The 17042-nt window shown below is 59.2% G+C and carries 15 protein-coding genes, 1 tRNA gene and 1 pseudogene; 8 read left to right on the top strand and 9 right to left on the bottom strand.

Going from position 1 to position 17042, the window contains the following annotated elements; genetic code table 11:
• Window positions 1-55: 55 nt before the first annotated feature.
• Window positions 56-2044 (top strand): peptidase U32 family protein, encoded by a 1989-nt coding sequence (locus ACZZ0D_RS09190; RefSeq protein ID WP_463553009.1) that lies wholly within the window; start codon window positions 56-58, stop codon window positions 2042-2044.
• A gap of 114 nt (window positions 2045-2158) precedes the next feature.
• Here ACZZ0D_RS09190 and ACZZ0D_RS09185 read toward each other — a convergent pair.
• The 6 genes from ACZZ0D_RS09185 to ACZZ0D_RS09160 form a co-directional block, all read right to left on the bottom strand.
• Window positions 2159-2233 (bottom strand) — tRNA-Gln (locus tag ACZZ0D_RS09185).
• 127 nt (window positions 2234-2360) lie between these two features.
• Window positions 2361-3386, bottom strand: a complete 1026-nt coding sequence (locus ACZZ0D_RS09180) for a GlxA family transcriptional regulator (RefSeq protein WP_463553008.1) — start codon at window positions 3384-3386, stop codon at window positions 2361-2363.
• Between the two features lie 50 nt (window positions 3387-3436).
• Window positions 3437-4558 (bottom strand): agmatine deiminase family protein, encoded by a 1122-nt coding sequence (locus ACZZ0D_RS09175; RefSeq protein WP_463553007.1) that lies wholly within the window; start codon window positions 4556-4558, stop codon window positions 3437-3439.
• Between the two features lie 48 nt (window positions 4559-4606).
• Window positions 4607-5710, bottom strand: a complete 1104-nt coding sequence (locus ACZZ0D_RS09170) for an extracellular solute-binding protein (protein ID WP_400749768.1) — start codon at window positions 5708-5710, stop codon at window positions 4607-4609.
• A gap of 1 nt (window position 5711) precedes the next feature.
• A complete protein-coding gene (gene aguB, locus ACZZ0D_RS09165) occupies window positions 5712-6620 on the bottom strand; it encodes an N-carbamoylputrescine amidase (protein WP_463553006.1) in 909 nt (302 codons plus the stop codon).
• Window positions 6621-6624: 4 nt separating this feature from the next.
• Window positions 6625-7677 carry an agmatine deiminase family protein gene (locus ACZZ0D_RS09160; protein WP_463553005.1) on the bottom strand — a complete coding sequence of 351 codons (1053 nt, stop codon included), beginning with the start codon at window positions 7675-7677 and terminating at the stop codon, window positions 6625-6627.
• 111 nt (window positions 7678-7788) lie between these two features.
• Here ACZZ0D_RS09160 and ACZZ0D_RS09155 point away from each other — a divergent pair, with 111 nt between their 5' ends.
• Window positions 7789-8676 carry a LysR substrate-binding domain-containing protein gene (locus tag ACZZ0D_RS09155; protein ID WP_463553004.1) on the top strand — a complete coding sequence of 296 codons (888 nt, stop codon included), beginning with the start codon at window positions 7789-7791 and terminating at the stop codon, window positions 8674-8676.
• On the opposite strand, the gene ACZZ0D_RS09150 is transcribed toward ACZZ0D_RS09155, so the two are convergent.
• Together ACZZ0D_RS09150 and ACZZ0D_RS09145 are read right to left on the bottom strand one after the other, a co-directional pair.
• Complete coding sequence (locus ACZZ0D_RS09150; RefSeq protein WP_463553003.1) at window positions 8647-9807, bottom strand: radical SAM/SPASM domain-containing protein; 1161 nt, start codon at window positions 9805-9807, stop codon at window positions 8647-8649. The two genes, ACZZ0D_RS09155 and ACZZ0D_RS09150, sit on opposite strands and share 30 nt — an antisense overlap.
• A 121-nt stretch (window positions 9808-9928) precedes the next feature.
• Window positions 9929-10822, bottom strand: coding sequence for a LysR family transcriptional regulator (locus ACZZ0D_RS09145; RefSeq protein ID WP_463553002.1), 894 nt, complete (start codon window positions 10820-10822; stop codon window positions 9929-9931).
• 114 nt (window positions 10823-10936) lie between these two features.
• Between ACZZ0D_RS09145 and ACZZ0D_RS09140 the strand changes: the two genes are divergently transcribed.
• The gene (locus tag ACZZ0D_RS09140) at window positions 10937-11329 is read left to right on the top strand and encodes a RidA family protein (protein WP_463553001.1); all 393 of its coding nucleotides are present in this window, start codon (window positions 10937-10939) and stop codon (window positions 11327-11329) included.
• A gap of 15 nt (window positions 11330-11344) precedes the next feature.
• Here the strand turns inward: ACZZ0D_RS09140 and ACZZ0D_RS09135 are convergent, their stop codons facing one another.
• Window positions 11345-12901, bottom strand: a complete 1557-nt coding sequence (locus tag ACZZ0D_RS09135; RefSeq protein WP_463553000.1) for a sensor domain-containing diguanylate cyclase — start codon at window positions 12899-12901, stop codon at window positions 11345-11347.
• 454 nt (window positions 12902-13355) lie between these two features.
• Between ACZZ0D_RS09135 and ACZZ0D_RS09130 the strand changes: the two are divergent.
• The 5 genes and pseudogenes from ACZZ0D_RS09130 to phnE all read left to right on the top strand — a co-directional run.
• Window positions 13356-13559, top strand: a pseudogene (locus tag ACZZ0D_RS09130) (SDR family NAD(P)-dependent oxidoreductase); the annotation flags it as partial.
• 130 nt (window positions 13560-13689) lie between these two features.
• Window positions 13690-14553, top strand: a complete 864-nt coding sequence (locus ACZZ0D_RS09125) for a putative selenate ABC transporter substrate-binding protein (RefSeq protein WP_053120727.1) — start codon at window positions 13690-13692, stop codon at window positions 14551-14553.
• Window positions 14550-15347, top strand: a complete 798-nt coding sequence (locus ACZZ0D_RS09120) for a phosphonate ABC transporter ATP-binding protein (RefSeq protein ID WP_053120729.1) — start codon at window positions 14550-14552, stop codon at window positions 15345-15347. The genes ACZZ0D_RS09125 and ACZZ0D_RS09120 overlap by 4 nt, the downstream gene beginning before the upstream one ends.
• A complete protein-coding gene (locus ACZZ0D_RS09115) occupies window positions 15341-16165 on the top strand; it encodes a PhnE/PtxC family ABC transporter permease (RefSeq protein WP_463552999.1) in 825 nt (274 codons plus the stop codon). Before ACZZ0D_RS09120 ends, ACZZ0D_RS09115 begins: the two co-directional genes overlap by 7 nt.
• The gene (gene phnE, locus ACZZ0D_RS09110; RefSeq protein WP_212550664.1) at window positions 16162-16929 is read left to right on the top strand and encodes a phosphonate ABC transporter, permease protein PhnE; all 768 of its coding nucleotides are present in this window, start codon (window positions 16162-16164) and stop codon (window positions 16927-16929) included. The genes ACZZ0D_RS09115 and phnE overlap by 4 nt, the downstream gene beginning before the upstream one ends.
• Window positions 16930-17042 lie beyond the last annotated feature (113 nt).

Below are 17042 nucleotides of genomic sequence, written 5' to 3'. Positions count from 1 at the left end.
GCGCGTTTCGGGGGTAGAATGCGCGCCTAACCGTGACAGCCTGACTAAAAAAACTATGTCCTTGCCCAAGCATCATCTGGAATTGCTCAGCCCTGCCCGCGATGTCGCCATCGCCCGTGAGGCGATCCTGCACGGCGCCGATGCCGTGTACATCGGCGGCCCGAGCTTCGGTGCCCGCCACAACGCCTGCAACGAAGTCGGCGAAATCGCCGAACTGGTCGAATTCGCCCGCCGTTACCACGCGCGCATTTTCACCACCATCAACACCATCCTGCACGACAACGAACTGGAGCCGGCGCGCAAGCTGATCCATCAGTTGTACGACGCCGGTGTCGACGCGCTGATCGTTCAGGATCTGGGTGTGATGGAGCTGGACATTCCGCCGATCGAGCTGCACGCCTCGACCCAGACCGACATCCGCACCCTTGAGCGAGCGAAGTTCCTCGATCAGGCCGGCTTCTCGCAGTTGGTATTGGCCCGTGAGCTGAACCTGCAAGAAATCCGCGCAATCGCCGACGAAACCGACGCTGCCATCGAATTCTTCATCCATGGCGCGTTGTGCGTGGCCTTCTCCGGCCAGTGCAACATTTCCCACGCGCAAACCGGGCGCAGCGCCAACCGTGGCGACTGCTCGCAAGCCTGCCGCTTGCCGTACACCCTGAAAGATGAAAAGGGTGGCGTGATTGCCTACGAAAAACACCTGCTGTCGATGAAAGACAACAACCAGAGCGCCAACATCCGCGCGCTGGTCGAGGCCGGCGTGCGTTCGTTCAAGATCGAAGGTCGCTACAAGGACATGGGCTATGTGAAGAACATCACCGCCTATTACCGCCAGCGCCTCGACGACGTGCTCGAAGACCGCCCGGATCTGGCCCGCGCTTCCAGCGGCCGCACCGCGCATTTCTTCCTGCCTGACCCGGAAAAAACCTTCCACCGTGGCAGCACCGATTACTTCGTTACCGATCGCAAGATCGACATCGGCGCCTTCGATTCGCCGACCTTCACCGGCCTGCCGGTGGGCACCGTCGAGAAAGTCGGCAAACGCGACATGCAGGTCATCACCCACGAACCGCTGTCCAACGGCGACGGCTTGAACGTGCTGGTCATACGCGAAGTGGTCGGTTTCCGCGCCAACATCGCTGAAGCCAAGGGCGAGTTCGAAGAGGACGGCGAGAAGCGCTATCGCTATCGCGTCGAGCCGAACGAAATGCCCGAAGGCTTGTTCAAACTGCGCCCGAATCACCCGCTCAATCGCAACCTCGACCACAACTGGCAACAGGCGCTGCAAAAGACCTCGTCCGAACGTCGCGTCGCCCTGAGCTGGGTCGCACGTCTGCGTGAAGAACAGCTGGAAGTCACCGCCACCAGTGAAGAAGGCATCAGCGCCAGCGTCACCCTCAACGGCCCGTTCGGCGTTGCCAACAAGCCTGAGCAAGCGCTGGAACAGTTGCGCGATCTGCTCGGCCAGCTCGGCACCACGCAGTACCACGCCACCGACATCAAGCTGGATGCGCCACAGGCCTTCTTCATCCCCAACTCGCAGCTTAAAGCCCTGCGCCGTGAAGTGATCGAGAACCTGACTGCCGCGCGTGTCGCCGCTCACCCGCGTGGCGGCCGTAAAGCCGAAACCAGCCCGCCGCCGGTGTACCCGGATTCGCACCTGACCTTCCTCGCCAACGTCTACAACCAGAAGGCGCGCGACTTCTACCACCGTCACGGCGTGAAGCTGATCGACGCGGCGTATGAAGCTCACGAAGAGCCGGGCGAAGTGCCGGTGATGATCACCAAGCACTGCCTGCGCTTCTCCTTCAACCTGTGCCCGAAACAGGCGAAAGGCGTGACCGGCGTGCGCACCAAAGTCGCGCCGATGCAGTTGATCCACGGCGATGAAGTGCTGACGCTGAAGTTCGATTGCAAGCCGTGCGAGATGCACATCATCGGCAAGATGAAGGGCCACATCCTCAACCTGCCGCAACCGGGCAGCGTGGTCGGCCATATCAGCCCTGAAGACCTGATGAAAACCATTCCGCGCGCACCGCACTGAGTGGACGGCGTGCGCGGTGCTTCGGCGCCGCGCACGCCTGTATCACCAAGCCTGGCCAAATCGCAGGCATAAAAAAACGCCAACTTCTTGCGAAGTTGGCGTTTTTTTCGAATATGGCAGGGGCGGCTGGATTCGAACCAACGCATGGCAGGATCAAAACCTGCTGCCTTACCGCTTGGCGACGCCCCTACTGCTCTGTCCAGCTACTTCGTTAGGTTCGCTGTGAGAACGGGGCGCAATTTACCAAGGTTTGTGAGGTTTGGGAAGCACGAAGTGAAATATTTTTTGTTTTAAAACAGAGACTTCCAAAACGCGCCTATTTCACCAGACGCTTTTCCTTTGAAGGCCGGTAACCAAAGAACGCGCTGTAGCACTTGCTGAAATGGCTCGGCGAGACAAAACCGCAGGCCACCAACACTTCAACCTGCGACAACTCGGTGTGTTGCAGCAAACGCCGCGCTTCGGTAATCCGCAGTTCCAGGTAATAGCGCTGCGGCGTGGTGCCCAGTTGTTCCTTGAACAATCGCTCCAGTTGCCGACGCGAGCGCCCGGCGTACACCGCCAGTTGTTCCAGCTCCAGCGGCTCTTCCAGATTGGCGTCCATCAGCTTCACCACTTCACGCAGCGGCGCACTGACGCAGATGTTCTCGTCAGGCTTGATCCGCCGGTAACGCGATTCCTCAAACGCCAGAATGTCTTCGATGCCTTCAACCAGCGCCTTGCCGTACAGGCTTTTGATCCAGTCCAGCGCCATGTGGAAAGCACCTGATGGACTCGACGCCGTGAGCCGATCGCGATCGATCACATACGGTTCGCTGCTGACGTGGGTGGCTTTGGCGATTTCGGTCAGTGCCGGGCGATGCTCCGGGTGGATCGCGCAACGATAGCCATCGAGCAAACCCGCGCGGCCGAGAAACCACGAACCATTCCACAAACCGGCGAGACTGATGCCCCGCTCCGCCGCCGCTTTGAGCAGATGGATAAACTCATCACTCGCACGCAGCTCAGTGCGATAACCGCCGCACACCACCAGCAGATCCAGCTCTTCAAGCGCTGCCAAATCAAGGCGTGTATCGGGCCGAATCACCAGCCCCAGATCACTGACCACTTCACCGTCGCCCAAGCCGAACGTGCGCGAGGCAAACAACCCCGGGCGCAGCAGATTGGTGGTCACAACCGTGTCCAGCGCCTGAGTAAACGCCGGCAGCGAAAAGTGTTCCAGCAGCAGAAAACCGGTACGGGTCAGGCGCGGGCTATCAGCGCTTTGCTCATTCAGATAGCGGAGGTTTTTCCCCTTCATGCCTCCGCTGAATTGGCGTCGTTCGATCAAGTTTTGTTCCATCGGTCATGTTGTTATGCGCCGATAGTTGGCTTGATCCGCGAAAGAGTCAATCACGCCTGTGGTTGATGGCTGGTTACGCAGTGAATCCCGCCGCCACCGGCCGCGATGGCATCGATGTTCAGCTGCACGATGTCGCGATCCGGGTACAGCGCGGACAGCAGATCGAAGGCCTTCTTGTCCGCCGCTTTGTCGCCGAATTCCGGGGCGATGATCGCGCCGTTGATCACGAAGTAGTTGATGTAGCCGGCAGCAAAGTCCGGGTTGTTTTTGCTGAACTTGCTTTTGCGCGGATTGAGTGGCGGCGAAATCGTGTGGATCTGCAATTTGCGGCCGTCAGCATCAGTGGCGTTCTTGAGAATTTCCAGGTGCGCCAGCGTGACCTTGTGATCGTAGGATTCAGGGTCGGTGTCGAGGTTGGCGATCACCACGCCTGGCCTGATGAAGCGCGCGTAGAAATCGACGTGAGCATCGGTGATGTCCTTGCCCTTGATCCCCGGCAGCCAGATGATTTTGCGCAGCCCCAAACGCTCTTTCAGTTCCGCTTCGACGTCGACCTTGCTCCAGTCCGGATTGCGATTGCGGTTGATCCAGCTGCTCTCGGTCATGATTCCGGTGCCGTGGCCATCGACTTCGATAGCACCGCCCTCGCCCGTCAACTCACTGCGGATATAGGTCGCTTGTGCGCCGTTGGACACGAGCGCGGCGATTTTCGCGTCTTTGCTGTGCTGCTGTTTATCGCCCCAACCGTTGAAGTTGAAATCCACCGCGCCCAATCCGCCTTTGTCATCGATGACAAAGTTGGCGCCGATGTCGCGCATCCAGATGTCGTCCAGCGCCGTGGTGACGTAGGTGATGTTGCGGGTGCCACAAAATTCTTCGGCAATGCTGCGCTCGTTCTGGCGGCAGAACACCGTGACTGGCTCATATTTGGCGATGGCACGGGCGATGCGACCGAGGGCTTCCTGGACGTCTTCGGTGAAGTCTTCCCAGATCGCGTCCTGCGCGCCGAAAGCGATGTAGGCACGTTCGTGCTTGTCGCCTTCGTCGGGCATGAACCAGCGCCCCTGAGCGGCCGCAAGCACCTTGCCCGGCGACAGACCGAGGCCCATGAACGCAGCGCCCACACCGGCGGCAACCGTTACTTGTTTGATGAACTCACGACGAGTCGACATGCTGTTTCTTCCTGTAAAAACAGGGCCGGCGAACACGCCGGCCGTGGATCATTGGCCAGTGGCAGTTTTGAATTTAGTCCAGGTACGCATGCGTGCGCGCATGTCGGCCTGAGGGATGTCTTTGCCCGGGATCAAACGCGCATAGGTCGCTTCGTCGAGGTAGATGTCCGGGTTGTCGCGCATACTTGCATCGACACTCGCCCGCGCCTTGGCGTTGGACGTCGGGTAACCAGTGAAATTGCTGATCGCCGCCATGTTCGCCGGGCGCATGACAAAGTTGATGAACGCGTAAGCGTATTCCGGGTGTCTGGCGTCGACCGGAATGGCCATAGTGTCCATCCACACCGTGGTGCCCTCGCGCGGCACACGGTACTGAAACTTCGTGTGCTTGCCGGCGCTGTCCGAGGTGCGCTGGGCTTGAGTCATGTCGCCGCTGTAACCCAGCGACAGGCACAGGTTGCCGTTGACCAGATCGGTCACTGGTTGCGACTGGAATTTGCGGATGTACGGACGCAGCTTCATCAACAATTCACTGGCTGCTGCCAGATCCTCGGCTTTGCCGCTGCGCGGATCGCGACCGAGGTAATTGAGCACCACCGCCAGCGCTTCGTCCGGCGAATCGATCATCGAAATTCCGCAGTCGGCAAACTTCGCCGCCAGCTCCGGTTTGAACAACATGTCGAGGCTGTTGACCGGCGCATCAGCCATGCGCTTTTTGATCTCTTCCTCGTTGTAGGTCAGGCCGATGGTGCCCCAGGTATACGGCACCGTGGCTTTGCTGGAGTGCTCGTAATGGCTGCGCAGTTTCTGCAAACCGGGCTCAATGTCGGCCAGTTCCGTCAGTTTCGATTGATCCAGCGGCATCAGGCTGCCGGCGCGCATCAGGCGCTCGGCCACGGTGTCGCCGGGGAAGATCAGGTCGTACCCGCTGCCGCCGGAGAGCATCTTCGCTTCGAGGGTTTCGCTGCCGTCCATGACGTCGTAAATCACCTTGATCCCGGTCTCGGCGGTAAAGCGGCTCAGCGTGTCTTCGGCAAAATAATCGGCCCAGTTGTACAGCCGCAAGGTTTTGTCTTCGGCGTGCAGCGACGGCATTACACAGATCAGGGCCAGGCCCATCGCGCCGAGCAATCGTTTGTGGTGGGTAACCATGTCAAACCCCTTGAGTGTTCCAGCGTGCATGAAGGTGGCGACCGTCCTGACTCAGCAGCGGCCCATACATTTCCGGACGACGATCGCGGTAGATGCCCCAGCTCAAACGTTCTTCACGCATGGCCGCCAGATCGACGCTTTGCAGTAAAAACCCGGTGCTGTCACGGTCGGCTGTGGCGAGTAACTGGCCCTTGTGATCGCTGATGAACGAGGAACCGTAGAAGCTCATTTGCAGGCTCGAATCGGTGGTCGCGATTTCGCGCCCGACGCGGTTCGACGCCACCACCGGCAGCAGATTGGCAGCGGCGTGACCACGCATGGTCATCTGCCAATGGTCGCGGGAATCCAGCGCCGCGCAGCCCGGCTCGGAGCCGATGGCGGTCGGATACAGCAGCACTTCAGCGCCCATCAAGGCCAGGCAACGCGCGGTTTCCGGGAACCACTGATCCCAGCAGATGCCGACACCGAGACGGCCGAACGCGGTGTCACAGACTTTGAAACCGGTGTCACCGGGGCTGAAATATTCCTTCTCCTGATAGCCGATGGCGTTGGGAATGTGCGTCTTGCGATACACGCCCAACAAACGCCCGTCGGCATCGGCCACGCTCAGCGAATTGAAGTACGCGTTGCCGGCCTTCTCGAACCAGCTCAGCGGCAACACCACGCCCAACTCGCGGGCCAGTGTGGCGAAACGCGCGAGCACGCGGCTGTCGCGATACTCCTCGGCCAACGCCATGTGTTTATGGCTTTGTTCGATGCAGAAGTACGGCGTGGCGAACAGTTCCTGCAAAAGGATCACTTGCGCGCCCTGCTTCGCCGCATCACGGACGAGTTGCTCGGCACGATCAAGGTTGCCGGGTAAATCCCAGGTGCACGGCATCTGTGTGGTAGCAATGGTCAGCGTTGTCATGATTTCAACCCTTCATCGGCCAGGCAGGCTGCTGCTGGGTGATGCAATGCACACCGCCGCCGCCGTGCGCCAAATGGTTGATCTGCACCGGCACCACTTCACGACCGGGGAAGGCTTTTTCCAGCACTTTCGCTGCGACGTTGTCCGCGTCGATGCCATAGGCCGGCATGATGATCGCGCCGTTGGCGATGTAGAAATTGGTGTAAGAGGCGCAGAACACTTCCGCTTCGGTGTCGACCGCGTCGGTGGCTTCGAACAGTTCGATCAGCGCGAATTTGCGTCCTTGCGCATCGGTGGCCAGCTCCAGCGCTCGACGGTTTTCCCGCGCCACTTCGGCGTACACCGACGATTGATCGTGCGTCGCATCGACCAGCAACACACCGGGACGGGCAAAAGCGCAGACGCCGTCAACGTGGCCATCGGTCATGTCGCCGGTGACATAATCCGGATCGCCCGGCAGCCAGATGGTTTTCTTCACGCCGAGCAGGCGGCTGAAGATCTCTTCCATCTCGGCTTTGCTCATGCCCGGGTTGCGATTGGGGTTGAGCAGCACCGATTCGGTGGTGATCAGCGTGCCTTCGCCATCGACATGAATCGCCCCGCCCTCGTTGCTCAGCGGCGTACCGAAGCATTCCAGACCGAGGTGATTGAGCGCGCGGCGCGCCAGGCTTTCGTCCAGATCGTGCGCCGACTTGCCGCCCCAGGCGTTGAAGCGCCAGCTCACGCCAGCCAGGCCTTGCTGCGGGTGGCAGACAAACGTCGGGCCAGAGTCGCGGCACCAACTGTCATTCACCGCCAACGGGATCAACTCGATGTTCGGCCCGCACAAGGCTTTGGCGCTGGCAATGGCCGATGGATCGACCACCAGTTTCACCGGCTCAAACCGGGCGATGGCATTGGCGACGCGAGCGAAATCTTCCTGCACCTGCGCCAGCGTCACGCGCCAACTGGATTCCCACAACGTCTGGTTGTGCGGCCAGACCATCCACGTCGCGGCATGAGTCACCCACTCTGCCGGCATCATCCAGGCGCTGTTTTTATTGTCGTTGTGCTGCATGATAAGCCTCGTTAGTTAAGCCGCTGTGTTCAATGCGCTTATGCTACGGGCCGTAAAATCGGCAAACAAACGATGGATTTAGCAGACAACTGATTAGCGGAGCTTATCAATATGCTTAAACACTGGCCGCCGCTCAGCTCCCTGCGCGGCTTCGAAGCGGCCGCTCGACTGGGCAGTTTTCACAAGGCCGCTGAAGAGCTGAGCCTGACGCAGTCGGCGATCAGCCAGCAGATCCGCAGCCTTGAGGCGTATCTGGAGCAGCCGCTGTTTTTTCGCAGCGGACGCAGCGTGGCGCTGACCGATGCCGGCCACGATTTGCTCAGCACCACCCAGGCCATGCTGCAGCAATTGGCGGTGGGGATTCGCCGTTTGGGCCAGTATCAAAAGCCCAATCAATTGGTGCTCAACACCACGCCGGCGTTTGCCCGGCACTGGTTGTTGCCCCGACTGGCGGATTTCCGCGCGCTGCACCCTGAGGTTGATCTGTGGATCTACAGCACCGACGAAGTGCCGGACATGGCCACGCAAACCATCGATCTGGCGGTGCGCGACGACATCAGTTCACAGGCTGAATGCAGCTTCAAAGTGCTGCACGCCGATAGCCTCTATCCGGCATGTCACCCGAGTGTTTTGGCTCTGCCGGCGGCACGGCGCACGACGTTGCATGGCGAGCGGGAAATGGATTGGAGCCATTGGGCGGTCGAGGCCGGAATCGATGTCGGCCAGCAGGATCAGGGCCTGAATTTCTCCGATCCGGGATTGCTGCTGGACGCCGCATGTTCGGGGCTTGGCATCGCACTGGTGAGCCAGTTGCTCAGCCGTCAGGCGCGGGCTGACGGCGTGTTGCAACCGCTGGTGGAAGACAGCATTCGTGGGCCGAACTGGGCGTTGCTGACCCACCGCGACAGTGAAAATGATCCCATGGCGAAAAGCTTTATCGCGTGGTTATCCGCCAATCTGAGCATTGACTCAAATGACGGAAAAAACGCCAGCGCCTAAACGTCCCTCAAGCCGACCACACAGCACGTAGTGCTGATAGCCGCTGGCAAAGCCACCATTGGAAACCGCGACCCGGACATCTTCGTTCAATTGAAGATACTGAGCTTCATCAAAGTTTTCGGCGCTGACTTCGCCGGAGCGCCCCAGTTGCCGGCTATCCACGGCAAGCCCTTGGCTGTTGCGACTTTCGAAATCAATGATGCGATTGACTGCGTGCCGCTCCAGCACACCCTGATTGGGGTACATCGAGTAGACGTGCAGGCCTTTTTTCGCACAGCGATTGCACATATCGACGCAATTTTTCTGCGTCGACTTGCGCCCCATGAGCTCAGCAAGGGGCATGTCGAGGTACTTGCCGACCTGATATTCGGTCTGATTGAAAATCGTGCAGCACAGCACGGTATTGCCATTGCAATCGATCACCAGCCAATCATCTTTGAGCGTGCAAGCTTGCTTGGGATAGTGCTGGACAACGTTGATCAGATCGTCGTACGGCGGCAACGCAAGGCGTTCCAGGGTTTCATAATCGGTTGCCGTGACGGAAGGATCGCGCTCGACGATAGCCAGCGTCTTCTCCAGCGGCATCATCACCGAATAACCCGTCGAGAAATCAAAACCCAGGGCTTCACTGAACTCGCGCATCAGTGATTCTTCTTCGATGTTATCCAGATAGCGATGATAGTAAACGTCGATACGAGTGTTTAAACCCAGTCGCTGCTTAATCTCAGACAGAGCAATCATGTTCTGTTTCACCACTTCGATATCGCCGCCTACATGACCCTTTTTGTAGGTGTCCTGGTAGAAGCCTGACAGCGATATACGGAAGTAACCTGGCTCGGCCGCCAAGGCTTTCTCCATGTTCTTGGCAAGATTCAAATTGGTACTGATGCCACTTTCCATGCCGGCAGCGTTGATGACCTCAATAAACTCGCCAATTTTTGGATGAACCAAAGGCTCAGTCCAGTTGTAGAGAAAAATCGTGCGAACACCCTCGCCCTTGGCCTTCTCGACAATTTGTTTGAACATGTCGAGCTGCATGGCTTTTTTGAAATTGAGATTTTCCGAGTTGCCCATCGGGCATGAAGGGCAGCTCAAATTGCAGGCGCCGACGATATCGATATACATGTTCATTTGGGTGTTGCTCCATGATTCGAAAGCCGTGCATCTCATCACTGCACACTGTCGATTCGCCGGTTGCGTTGGTTTTTTGACGACATTGACAGCCTCACCTGCAAATACCGCACCAAGTGTTTCAGGCCATTAAATTCACCACCCAGTCGATGAACACGCGCAACTTGAGACTGATATGCCGGTTCGGCGGATAAGCGATATAGAGGGGCATGGGTTCGAGCTGCCAGTCTTCGAACAGGCGTACGAGCTCACCTTTAGCGACGTGGGCATCGGACATGTAAGTCGGCAACCACAACACGCCCATTCCGGCGAGACCGGCAGCCAGATAGGCATTGCCGTCATCGACCGCCAGCACATGCCGACCCTTGATTTGTAGCTTTTCACTGGCGTTGTGCAAGGCATACGGCACCGGTTTGCCGGTACGCGCCCACAGAAAACCAACTACGCGATGATGGGAATCCTCCAGATCGCGCGGGTGTTCGGGGACACCCTCGCGGGCAAGATAGGCCGGTGCCGCAAACACGCCCAACTGCAGATCGGCAACCTTGCGCGCCATCAACGACTGATCGAGCAACTCGCCGCCACGCACCACGCAATCCACGTTTTCATCAATGATGTCGACGATCCTGTCGCTGACGCCCATGTGGATTTGAATGTCAGGATATTGCCGATGAAAGTCGGGCAGCGCAGGCATCAGAATGTGCCGGGCGAATGGGCTCGGGACGTCGACGCGCAAGCGGCCTGAGGGCACCACCGCTGCGCCAGGCAGATTACTCTCAGCGTCATCCATATCCGCCAACAGCCTGACGACTCGCTCGTAATACGCCGCGCCATCGGCGGTGATATTGACCTTGCGTGTGGTGCGATTGAGCAACTTCACCCGCAGCCGGGCTTCGAGTTGCTGCACCAGTTGCGTCACGGTGGTCTTGCTCATGTGCAAGGTTTCGGCGGCTTTGGTGAAGCTCCCCGCCTCGACCACCCGGGCGAACGCCTGCATTGCGTCAAATCGATCCAAGGTTCGCGCCTCGATTGTTTGGGATTCACAAACAGTGAACGCCAAGCTTGCGCGTTTATCGCCCGCCTGCAAATACCTACAGTGGCTTCATGAACTCACCGATGGAGCCCCCCCATGACTCAGCGCGATGTCGTTTTTCCGGCCGCACGCCGTACCCTTTATGAGCGCAATCGCTACTCGCCAGCGATTCGCTCCAACGGTTTTCTATTTGTCTCGGGGCAAGTCGGCAGCACCGACGACGGTACGCCGGAGCCGGATTTGCAGAACCAGGTTCGGCAGGCGTTCAACAACCTCAACGCCATTCTTACTGAGGCCGGTAGCACGTTCGAGGACGTGGTCGACGTGACGATCTTCATCGTCGATCCGCACAGCAAATTCGAGACGATCTGGAATGTTGTGCTCACCGAATTCTGGGGCGATGCGCCGCATCCGACGGTCACCGCAGTGGGTGTGACGTGGCTGTATGGCTTTGATTTCGAGATCAAGGTGATTGCCAAACTGCCGTAAGCGATTTTCGGCCTTTCATACAACTTTGTTGCGTCCGCTCTGCTTGGCGGCGTAAAGGCGTTCATCTGCGAGTTTCAACACGCTTGGGGATGTCGCAGTGTCTGCATCGCGGCACGCCACACCGATGGACATCGTCAACTTGCCCACCTGCGGCACCTCGGTTTCTTCGAGGTGCGCGCGGATTCTTTCGGCAATCATCCGCGCGGTCTCCAGCGGGGTATCCGGAAGAATCAGTGCGAACTCCTCACCACCGGAGCGGCACGCCCAGTCACCCGAGCGCGAGTTCTGTTTGAGGATGTCGGCAACGCTTCGCAGGGCCACGTCGCCGGCGTCATGTCCAAAGGTGTCGTTGACGCGTTTGAAATGATCGATATCCAGCGCCAGCACGGAATACCCCTGCCCGGACTGATCCAGCAGGTTCAGCGCAGCGTCCATGGCGCGACGATTGGCCAGGCCTGTGAGGGGATCACTTTGCGCTTCATGACTGAGCTGACCGAGTTTCTGATGGAGCAATTGCACCCCGGCCAGCATCGCCTGACGGATTGCAGCGGCGTCGCGGTACCAGGCATGCACCCGGTTCAAGCGCTCCGTGGTGTCAGGCGCGGCCAACTGGTCGGCGGCCGCAGACAACTGCCGTAGCGGTCGAGCAATCAACGCTGTCCCGGCGAGGATCAGCGCCAGCCCGATCAGCCCCGCAGGAATCATCCCCACGACCATATCGCGCATCAGTTGCCCCAACGGCGCAAGGCTGCGCTCCCGAGGTTGCTGAACCACCACCGCCCAATTAGCGTCCGGCACCCGGGCATAGCCGGCGAGCATGGGCACACCTTTATAGTTATCGCCTTGCAAGGTTCCACTCTCACCACGCAGCGCGGCATCGACCGTCAGACTCCAGCCCAACACTTCGCCGATCCGCTTCGAGTCGGGGTGATACAGCAGGCGCCGATTACTGTCGGCGACGAAGGCGAACGTGCCACCGTGATGAAAGTGACGACTGATAACGGTGTGAAACGCACTCTGTTCGAGCAAGTAGACAGAGCCGCCAACCACACCAAGAAACGTACCTGACGCACTGAAGACCGGCTGCGAAACAAACACCACCAGATTGCCTGCCGAGGAAACGTACACCTCGCTGACCAAAGGTCGTCGCTCTTTGAGGGCTTGCTGGATACCCTGCGATTGCAGCGTGGCACCGACGATCTGCAAGCTGTCCGGATATGCCTGAAGCACTTGCCCGTTCGCATCGAGAATCGTCACCGAGTTGAAATCGGTGTCCTGCGCCTGCAAGCGCATGGCTTCTCTGCGCAATGCCCCAGGCTCATCCCAGTGATCGCCCAGCACCGTCGCGCTGTAACTCAAATGATTGTGCGCGGCGCCGAGAAACTCGCCGATGCTCGAAGCTACTTTCGCCGCGTAGGCGCCATTGGCTTCCAGCGTCGCGTGAATCAACGCGTCGCGCTGTACGCGATAGGCGACATAGAGGCTGTTGCACAGCGTCGCCACGACCGATAGCAGGACAAACAGCAGTATCAGCCCGCGCAGGTCGATTGGCAGCGGTCTGGAAAGCTTCATTCCGCCACCCACTGCGTGGATATCAACATTGGGGCATTGAGCGATCTGGGTAACAGTAGATCCATGAACAAGACTTTTGCTGAGGGGAGCGAAGCAGGAAACCGTCGCTGCCACGTTGGGAATGTCATGGAGGATAGGCAGAGACCTTGCCTTTGTCACAGCCCGGAATAGTGCGGTAACAGTTTCTCGGGGGTGAGTAATAAACAAACCTGTGGTGAGGGAATTTATCCCGATGGGGCGCGCAGCGGCCCCTCTTTTAAAAGCTGGGAGCGCTGCGCACTCCATCGGGGATAAATCCCCTCGCCACAGGAGGTAGCGTTCATTGTCCATAAATATTCCGACACACCCAACCGTTTGCCATTTCCGAGGTCGTCTGTTTGCATGCTGTACGGAATCAGCAACTGGATCAGGGAAACGATCGATGAATATTTTGATGGTGGGTGCGAGCAAAGGTCTGGCGGTGACTTGCCTCAATCTCGGCTATCTGAATACCGAGCCCCCCCTGAGCACACCAATCTGCTTCGCGGCGCAGCGTGGTGAGGGACATTTGATTCCCGTACACGATGTCGTCGAGGTGGTGCGCATGATCCTTAGTTTGTCTCCGGCCAGCTACGTCAGCGAACTGACCTTGCCTGCGATCCTCGACGAACGTTTCTGAACGCGTCACCCCCGATAGCACTGGCCTTTGCACGCGTGAGTACGTATAACCTCGCCGATTCGTCTACCCTCACGTAGCGCCCTCTTTCAGCTCTTCACATCTTTTTGCCGCTCATGAAACGGAGATTTCCATGCTCAAACGAACTCTGGCATTGACCGCCGGCCTGGCCCTGTCCCTTTCTACGTTGATGGCTCAAGCCGCAGACGTTTTGCGCGTCAGCGCGATTCCCGATGAAGCGCCGACCGAACTGCTGCGCAAGTTCGAACCGCTGGGGGCTTATCTGGAGCAGCAAATTGGCATGAAAGTACAGTTTGTGCCGGTGGCCGATTACCCGGCCGTGGTTGAAGCACTCGCTACCGATCGCCTCGATATGGCCTGGCTGGGCGGTTTCACCTTCGTTCAGGCACGTTTGAAGACCGACGCCACCACGCCGGTGATCCCGTTGGTGCAGCGTGAACAGGATGCGCAGTTCACCAGTAAATTCATCACCGCTGACCCTAACGTGCACAGCCTCGCTGACCTGAAAGGCAAGACCTTCGCCTTCGGTTCGGTGTCATCGACCTCCGGCAGCCTGATGCCGCGTTACTTCATGCTGAAAAACGACGGCATCAAGCCGGAAGCGTATTTCAGCCGCGTTGCCTACTCCGGCGCTCACGACGCCACCGTGGCCTGGGTGCAGGCCGGCAAGGTTGACGCCGGTGTGCTGAACGCCAGCGTCTGGCAAAAACTGGTAGACGCCGGCAAGGTCGACACCAACAAGGTGAAAGTCTTCGCCACCACCCCGACCTACTTTGATTACAACTGGACCGTGCGCGGCACCCTTGATCCAGCACTCGCGGCGAAGATCAAAAAAGCCTTCCTTGATCTCGACCCGGCCAACCCTGAGCAGAAGAAAATTCTGGATCTGCAAGCCGCCAGCCGCTTCATCGACACCAAGCCCGAGAACTACAAGGGCATCGAGGAAGCCGCCCGCGCCGCCGAACTGCTGAAATGACCTTAAGCCTCAAACAGGGCAGCCTGCGCCACGCCAATGGCGTCGATGCCCTGCGCGGTATCGATTTGCAGATTGGCGTTGGCGAACAGGTTGCGATCATCGGCCCGTCAGGGGCTGGCAAGTCGAGTCTGCTTAATCTGCTGGCCACCGCGTTGCGGCCCAGCAGCGGTGAAATCGAAGTACTTGGCGAGCGCGCCTGGCACTTGTCTGCCCGCCTGCGTCAACGCCTGCGTGCACGTATCGGCCTGGTGCATCAGGCACCGCCGCTGCCGCCGCGTCAGCGCGTGGTCACGGCGGTACTGGCCGGCAAACTCGGCCAGTGGAGTCTGGGCAAAAGTCTCTTGAACCTGCTGCATCCACTGGATGTGGCCGGTGCGCGTGCGGCATTGGCGCGACTGGATCTGGGCGACAAACTGTTTGCCCACTGCCAGCAATTGTCTGGCGGCCAGTTACAGCGCGTCGGCATTGCTCGTGTGCTGTATCAAGCGCCGGAGATTTTGCTGGCCGATGAACCGGTGTCGGCGATGGATCCGGTGATGGCCGGGCATACCTTGTCGATCCTTTCGCGCCATGCCCGTGAGCACAACGTCACACTGATCGCGAGCCTGCATGCGGTCGATCTGGCGTTGTCGCACTTCCCACGGATCATCGGTTTGCGCGAAGGGCAGATTCTGTTCGACAGCCCGTCCGATCAAGTCAGCCCGGACATGCTCGACGCGCTGTACGCCAACGAAAAGCTGCAATCGCCGACCGCTGTGGCCGTGCCTTTGACTGTGCAGATTCCACGATGCTGAAAGCCGATTCACGCGATCCCGCTGCATGGCCACGGCTGCTACTGACGTTGCTGACCATTGCTTTGTTGTGGCCGGGGATTCAACTCAGCGAACTGGATCTGAGTGTGCTTTTGCCCGACAGCCAAAATGAAATGGGCCAGTTTGTCGCGCAATTCTGGCCGCCAGCGCACGACGAAGCCTTTCTGCAAATCCTGCTTAAAGCCACTCTGCAAACCCTGGCCATTGCCACTGCCGGCATGGCTTTGGCGTTGCTGCTGGCGGTACCTGCCGGTTTGATTGCCAGTCGCGCCCTGTCACTGTCCGCCGCCTCTCGCGGTGGCGTGCCGAGTCGTTTGGGACGTTTGCTGCGCTGGCCGGTTCGCGGGCTGCTGATTTTCCTGCGCAGCGTGCCGGAAATTGTCTGGGCACTGCTGTTCGTGCGTGCGGTCGGCCTCGGCCCGGCAGCGGGCGTGCTGGCGATTGCCATTACCTACAGCGGCATGCTCGGCAAGGTCTACGCGGAGATTTTCGAATCCACCGACCAACGCCCGGCGCATGCGTTGTTGCAGGCTGGCAGCGGCCGACTGGCGGCATTCGCTTACGGCACGCTGCCCAATGTCGGCGCGGAATTGCTCTCGTACACCGTGTATCGCTGGGAATGCGCGATCCGAGCTTCTGTGGTGATGGGTTTCGTCGGTGCGGGTGGCCTGGGTCAGCAAATCGATCTGTCGATCCGCATGTTCGCTGGCGGTGAAGTCGCCAGCATGTTGCTGACGTTCCTGCTGCTGGTGCTGGCCGCCGATCAACTCAGCCGCTTGCTGCGCTGGAGGCTGGCATGAATCGCCTGATCAATCTGCTGCTGATCGCCGCTATCGGGGTTGCAGTGATTGCGTCCTTCGCCTACCTGGGTCTGGATCTCGGTGAACTGGGCAGCGCCACCAGCCTGAAGCAGATGGGCGCTTACGTGCAGCGTTTTCTCAGCCCGGATTTGAGCGCGGGTTACCTGAAAGCGATCTTCCACGGCTCCATGGAAACCCTGGCCATGTCCGCTGTCGGCACGCTATTGGCGGCAGTTGTTGGCATTGTTCTGGCGCTGCCGGCGGCGGGACGTTTCGGCTGGCCGCTGCAAAGTGTTGCGCGCCTGCTGCTGAATGCCTTGCGGGCGATTCCGGAACTGGTCTGGGCGGCGCTGATGGTGCTCGCTGCCGGCCTTGGCCCGAATGCCGGCGCCCTCGCCCTCGCCTTACACACCACGGGAGTACTCGGCCGGTTGTTCGCCGAAGCGCTGGAAAACACGCCGCCGCAACCCGCCGAGGCGATCCGTTTGCAGGGCGGCAACCCGATTCTCGCCTTCTGCTACGGCACCCTGCCCAATCTGGCGCCGCAACTGCTCGCCTACATCCTCTATCGCTGGGAAAACAACATTCGCATGGCCAGTGTGCTGGGTTTTGTCGGTGCTGGCGGTCTCGGCCAGATGCTCTACGTGAGCCTCAGCCTGTTTCAGGAAGCGCAGGCCAGCACGGTGATTCTGGCGATGCTGGTGCTGGTGTTCATGGTGGACTGGTTGAGTGCGTGGAGCCGACAGCGTTGGGTCAAGGCGTAAGTGCCGATGCTGGCGAGTGGATATCTGCCAGAAGCTGATTATGCTTCAGGAAAGCGTGCACAACTGCCCGACGGCAAACTGTGCACGCTTTACGCATCAGCGCTTCAGGCATC

This window comes from Pseudomonas sp. AC193, assembly GCF_979258075.1.
Note: the sequence above shows the minus strand (reverse complement) of the source record. Positions and strands in the feature narration are given on the sequence as shown.

Coding starts and splice junctions, on each gene's coding strand:
- ACZZ0D_RS09155 (WP_463553004.1), top strand. CDS start 7,789: ATGCTTAAACACTGGCCGCCGCTCAGCTCCCTGCGCGGCTTCGAAGCG.
- ACZZ0D_RS09175 (WP_463553007.1), bottom strand. CDS start 4,558: ATGTCGACTCGTCGTGAGTTCATCAAACAAGTAACGGTTGCCGCCGGT.
- ACZZ0D_RS09150 (WP_463553003.1), bottom strand. CDS start 9,807: ATGAACATGTATATCGATATCGTCGGCGCCTGCAATTTGAGCTGCCCT.
- ACZZ0D_RS09125 (WP_053120727.1), top strand. CDS start 13,690: ATGCTCAAACGAACTCTGGCATTGACCGCCGGCCTGGCCCTGTCCCTT.
- phnE (WP_212550664.1), top strand. CDS start 16,162: ATGAATCGCCTGATCAATCTGCTGCTGATCGCCGCTATCGGGGTTGCA.
- aguB (WP_463553006.1), bottom strand. CDS start 6,620: ATGACAACGCTGACCATTGCTACCACACAGATGCCGTGCACCTGGGAT.
- ACZZ0D_RS09135 (WP_463553000.1), bottom strand. CDS start 12,901: ATGAAGCTTTCCAGACCGCTGCCAATCGACCTGCGCGGGCTGATACTG.
- ACZZ0D_RS09115 (WP_463552999.1), top strand. CDS start 15,341: ATGCTGAAAGCCGATTCACGCGATCCCGCTGCATGGCCACGGCTGCTA.
- ACZZ0D_RS09160 (WP_463553005.1), bottom strand. CDS start 7,677: ATGCAGCACAACGACAATAAAAACAGCGCCTGGATGATGCCGGCAGAG.
- ACZZ0D_RS09190 (WP_463553009.1), top strand. CDS start 56: ATGTCCTTGCCCAAGCATCATCTGGAATTGCTCAGCCCTGCCCGCGAT.
- ACZZ0D_RS09180 (WP_463553008.1), bottom strand. CDS start 3,386: ATGGAACAAAACTTGATCGAACGACGCCAATTCAGCGGAGGCATGAAG.
- ACZZ0D_RS09170 (WP_400749768.1), bottom strand. CDS start 5,710: ATGGTTACCCACCACAAACGATTGCTCGGCGCGATGGGCCTGGCCCTG.
- ACZZ0D_RS09140 (WP_463553001.1), top strand. CDS start 10,937: ATGACTCAGCGCGATGTCGTTTTTCCGGCCGCACGCCGTACCCTTTAT.
- ACZZ0D_RS09120 (WP_053120729.1), top strand. CDS start 14,550: ATGACCTTAAGCCTCAAACAGGGCAGCCTGCGCCACGCCAATGGCGTC.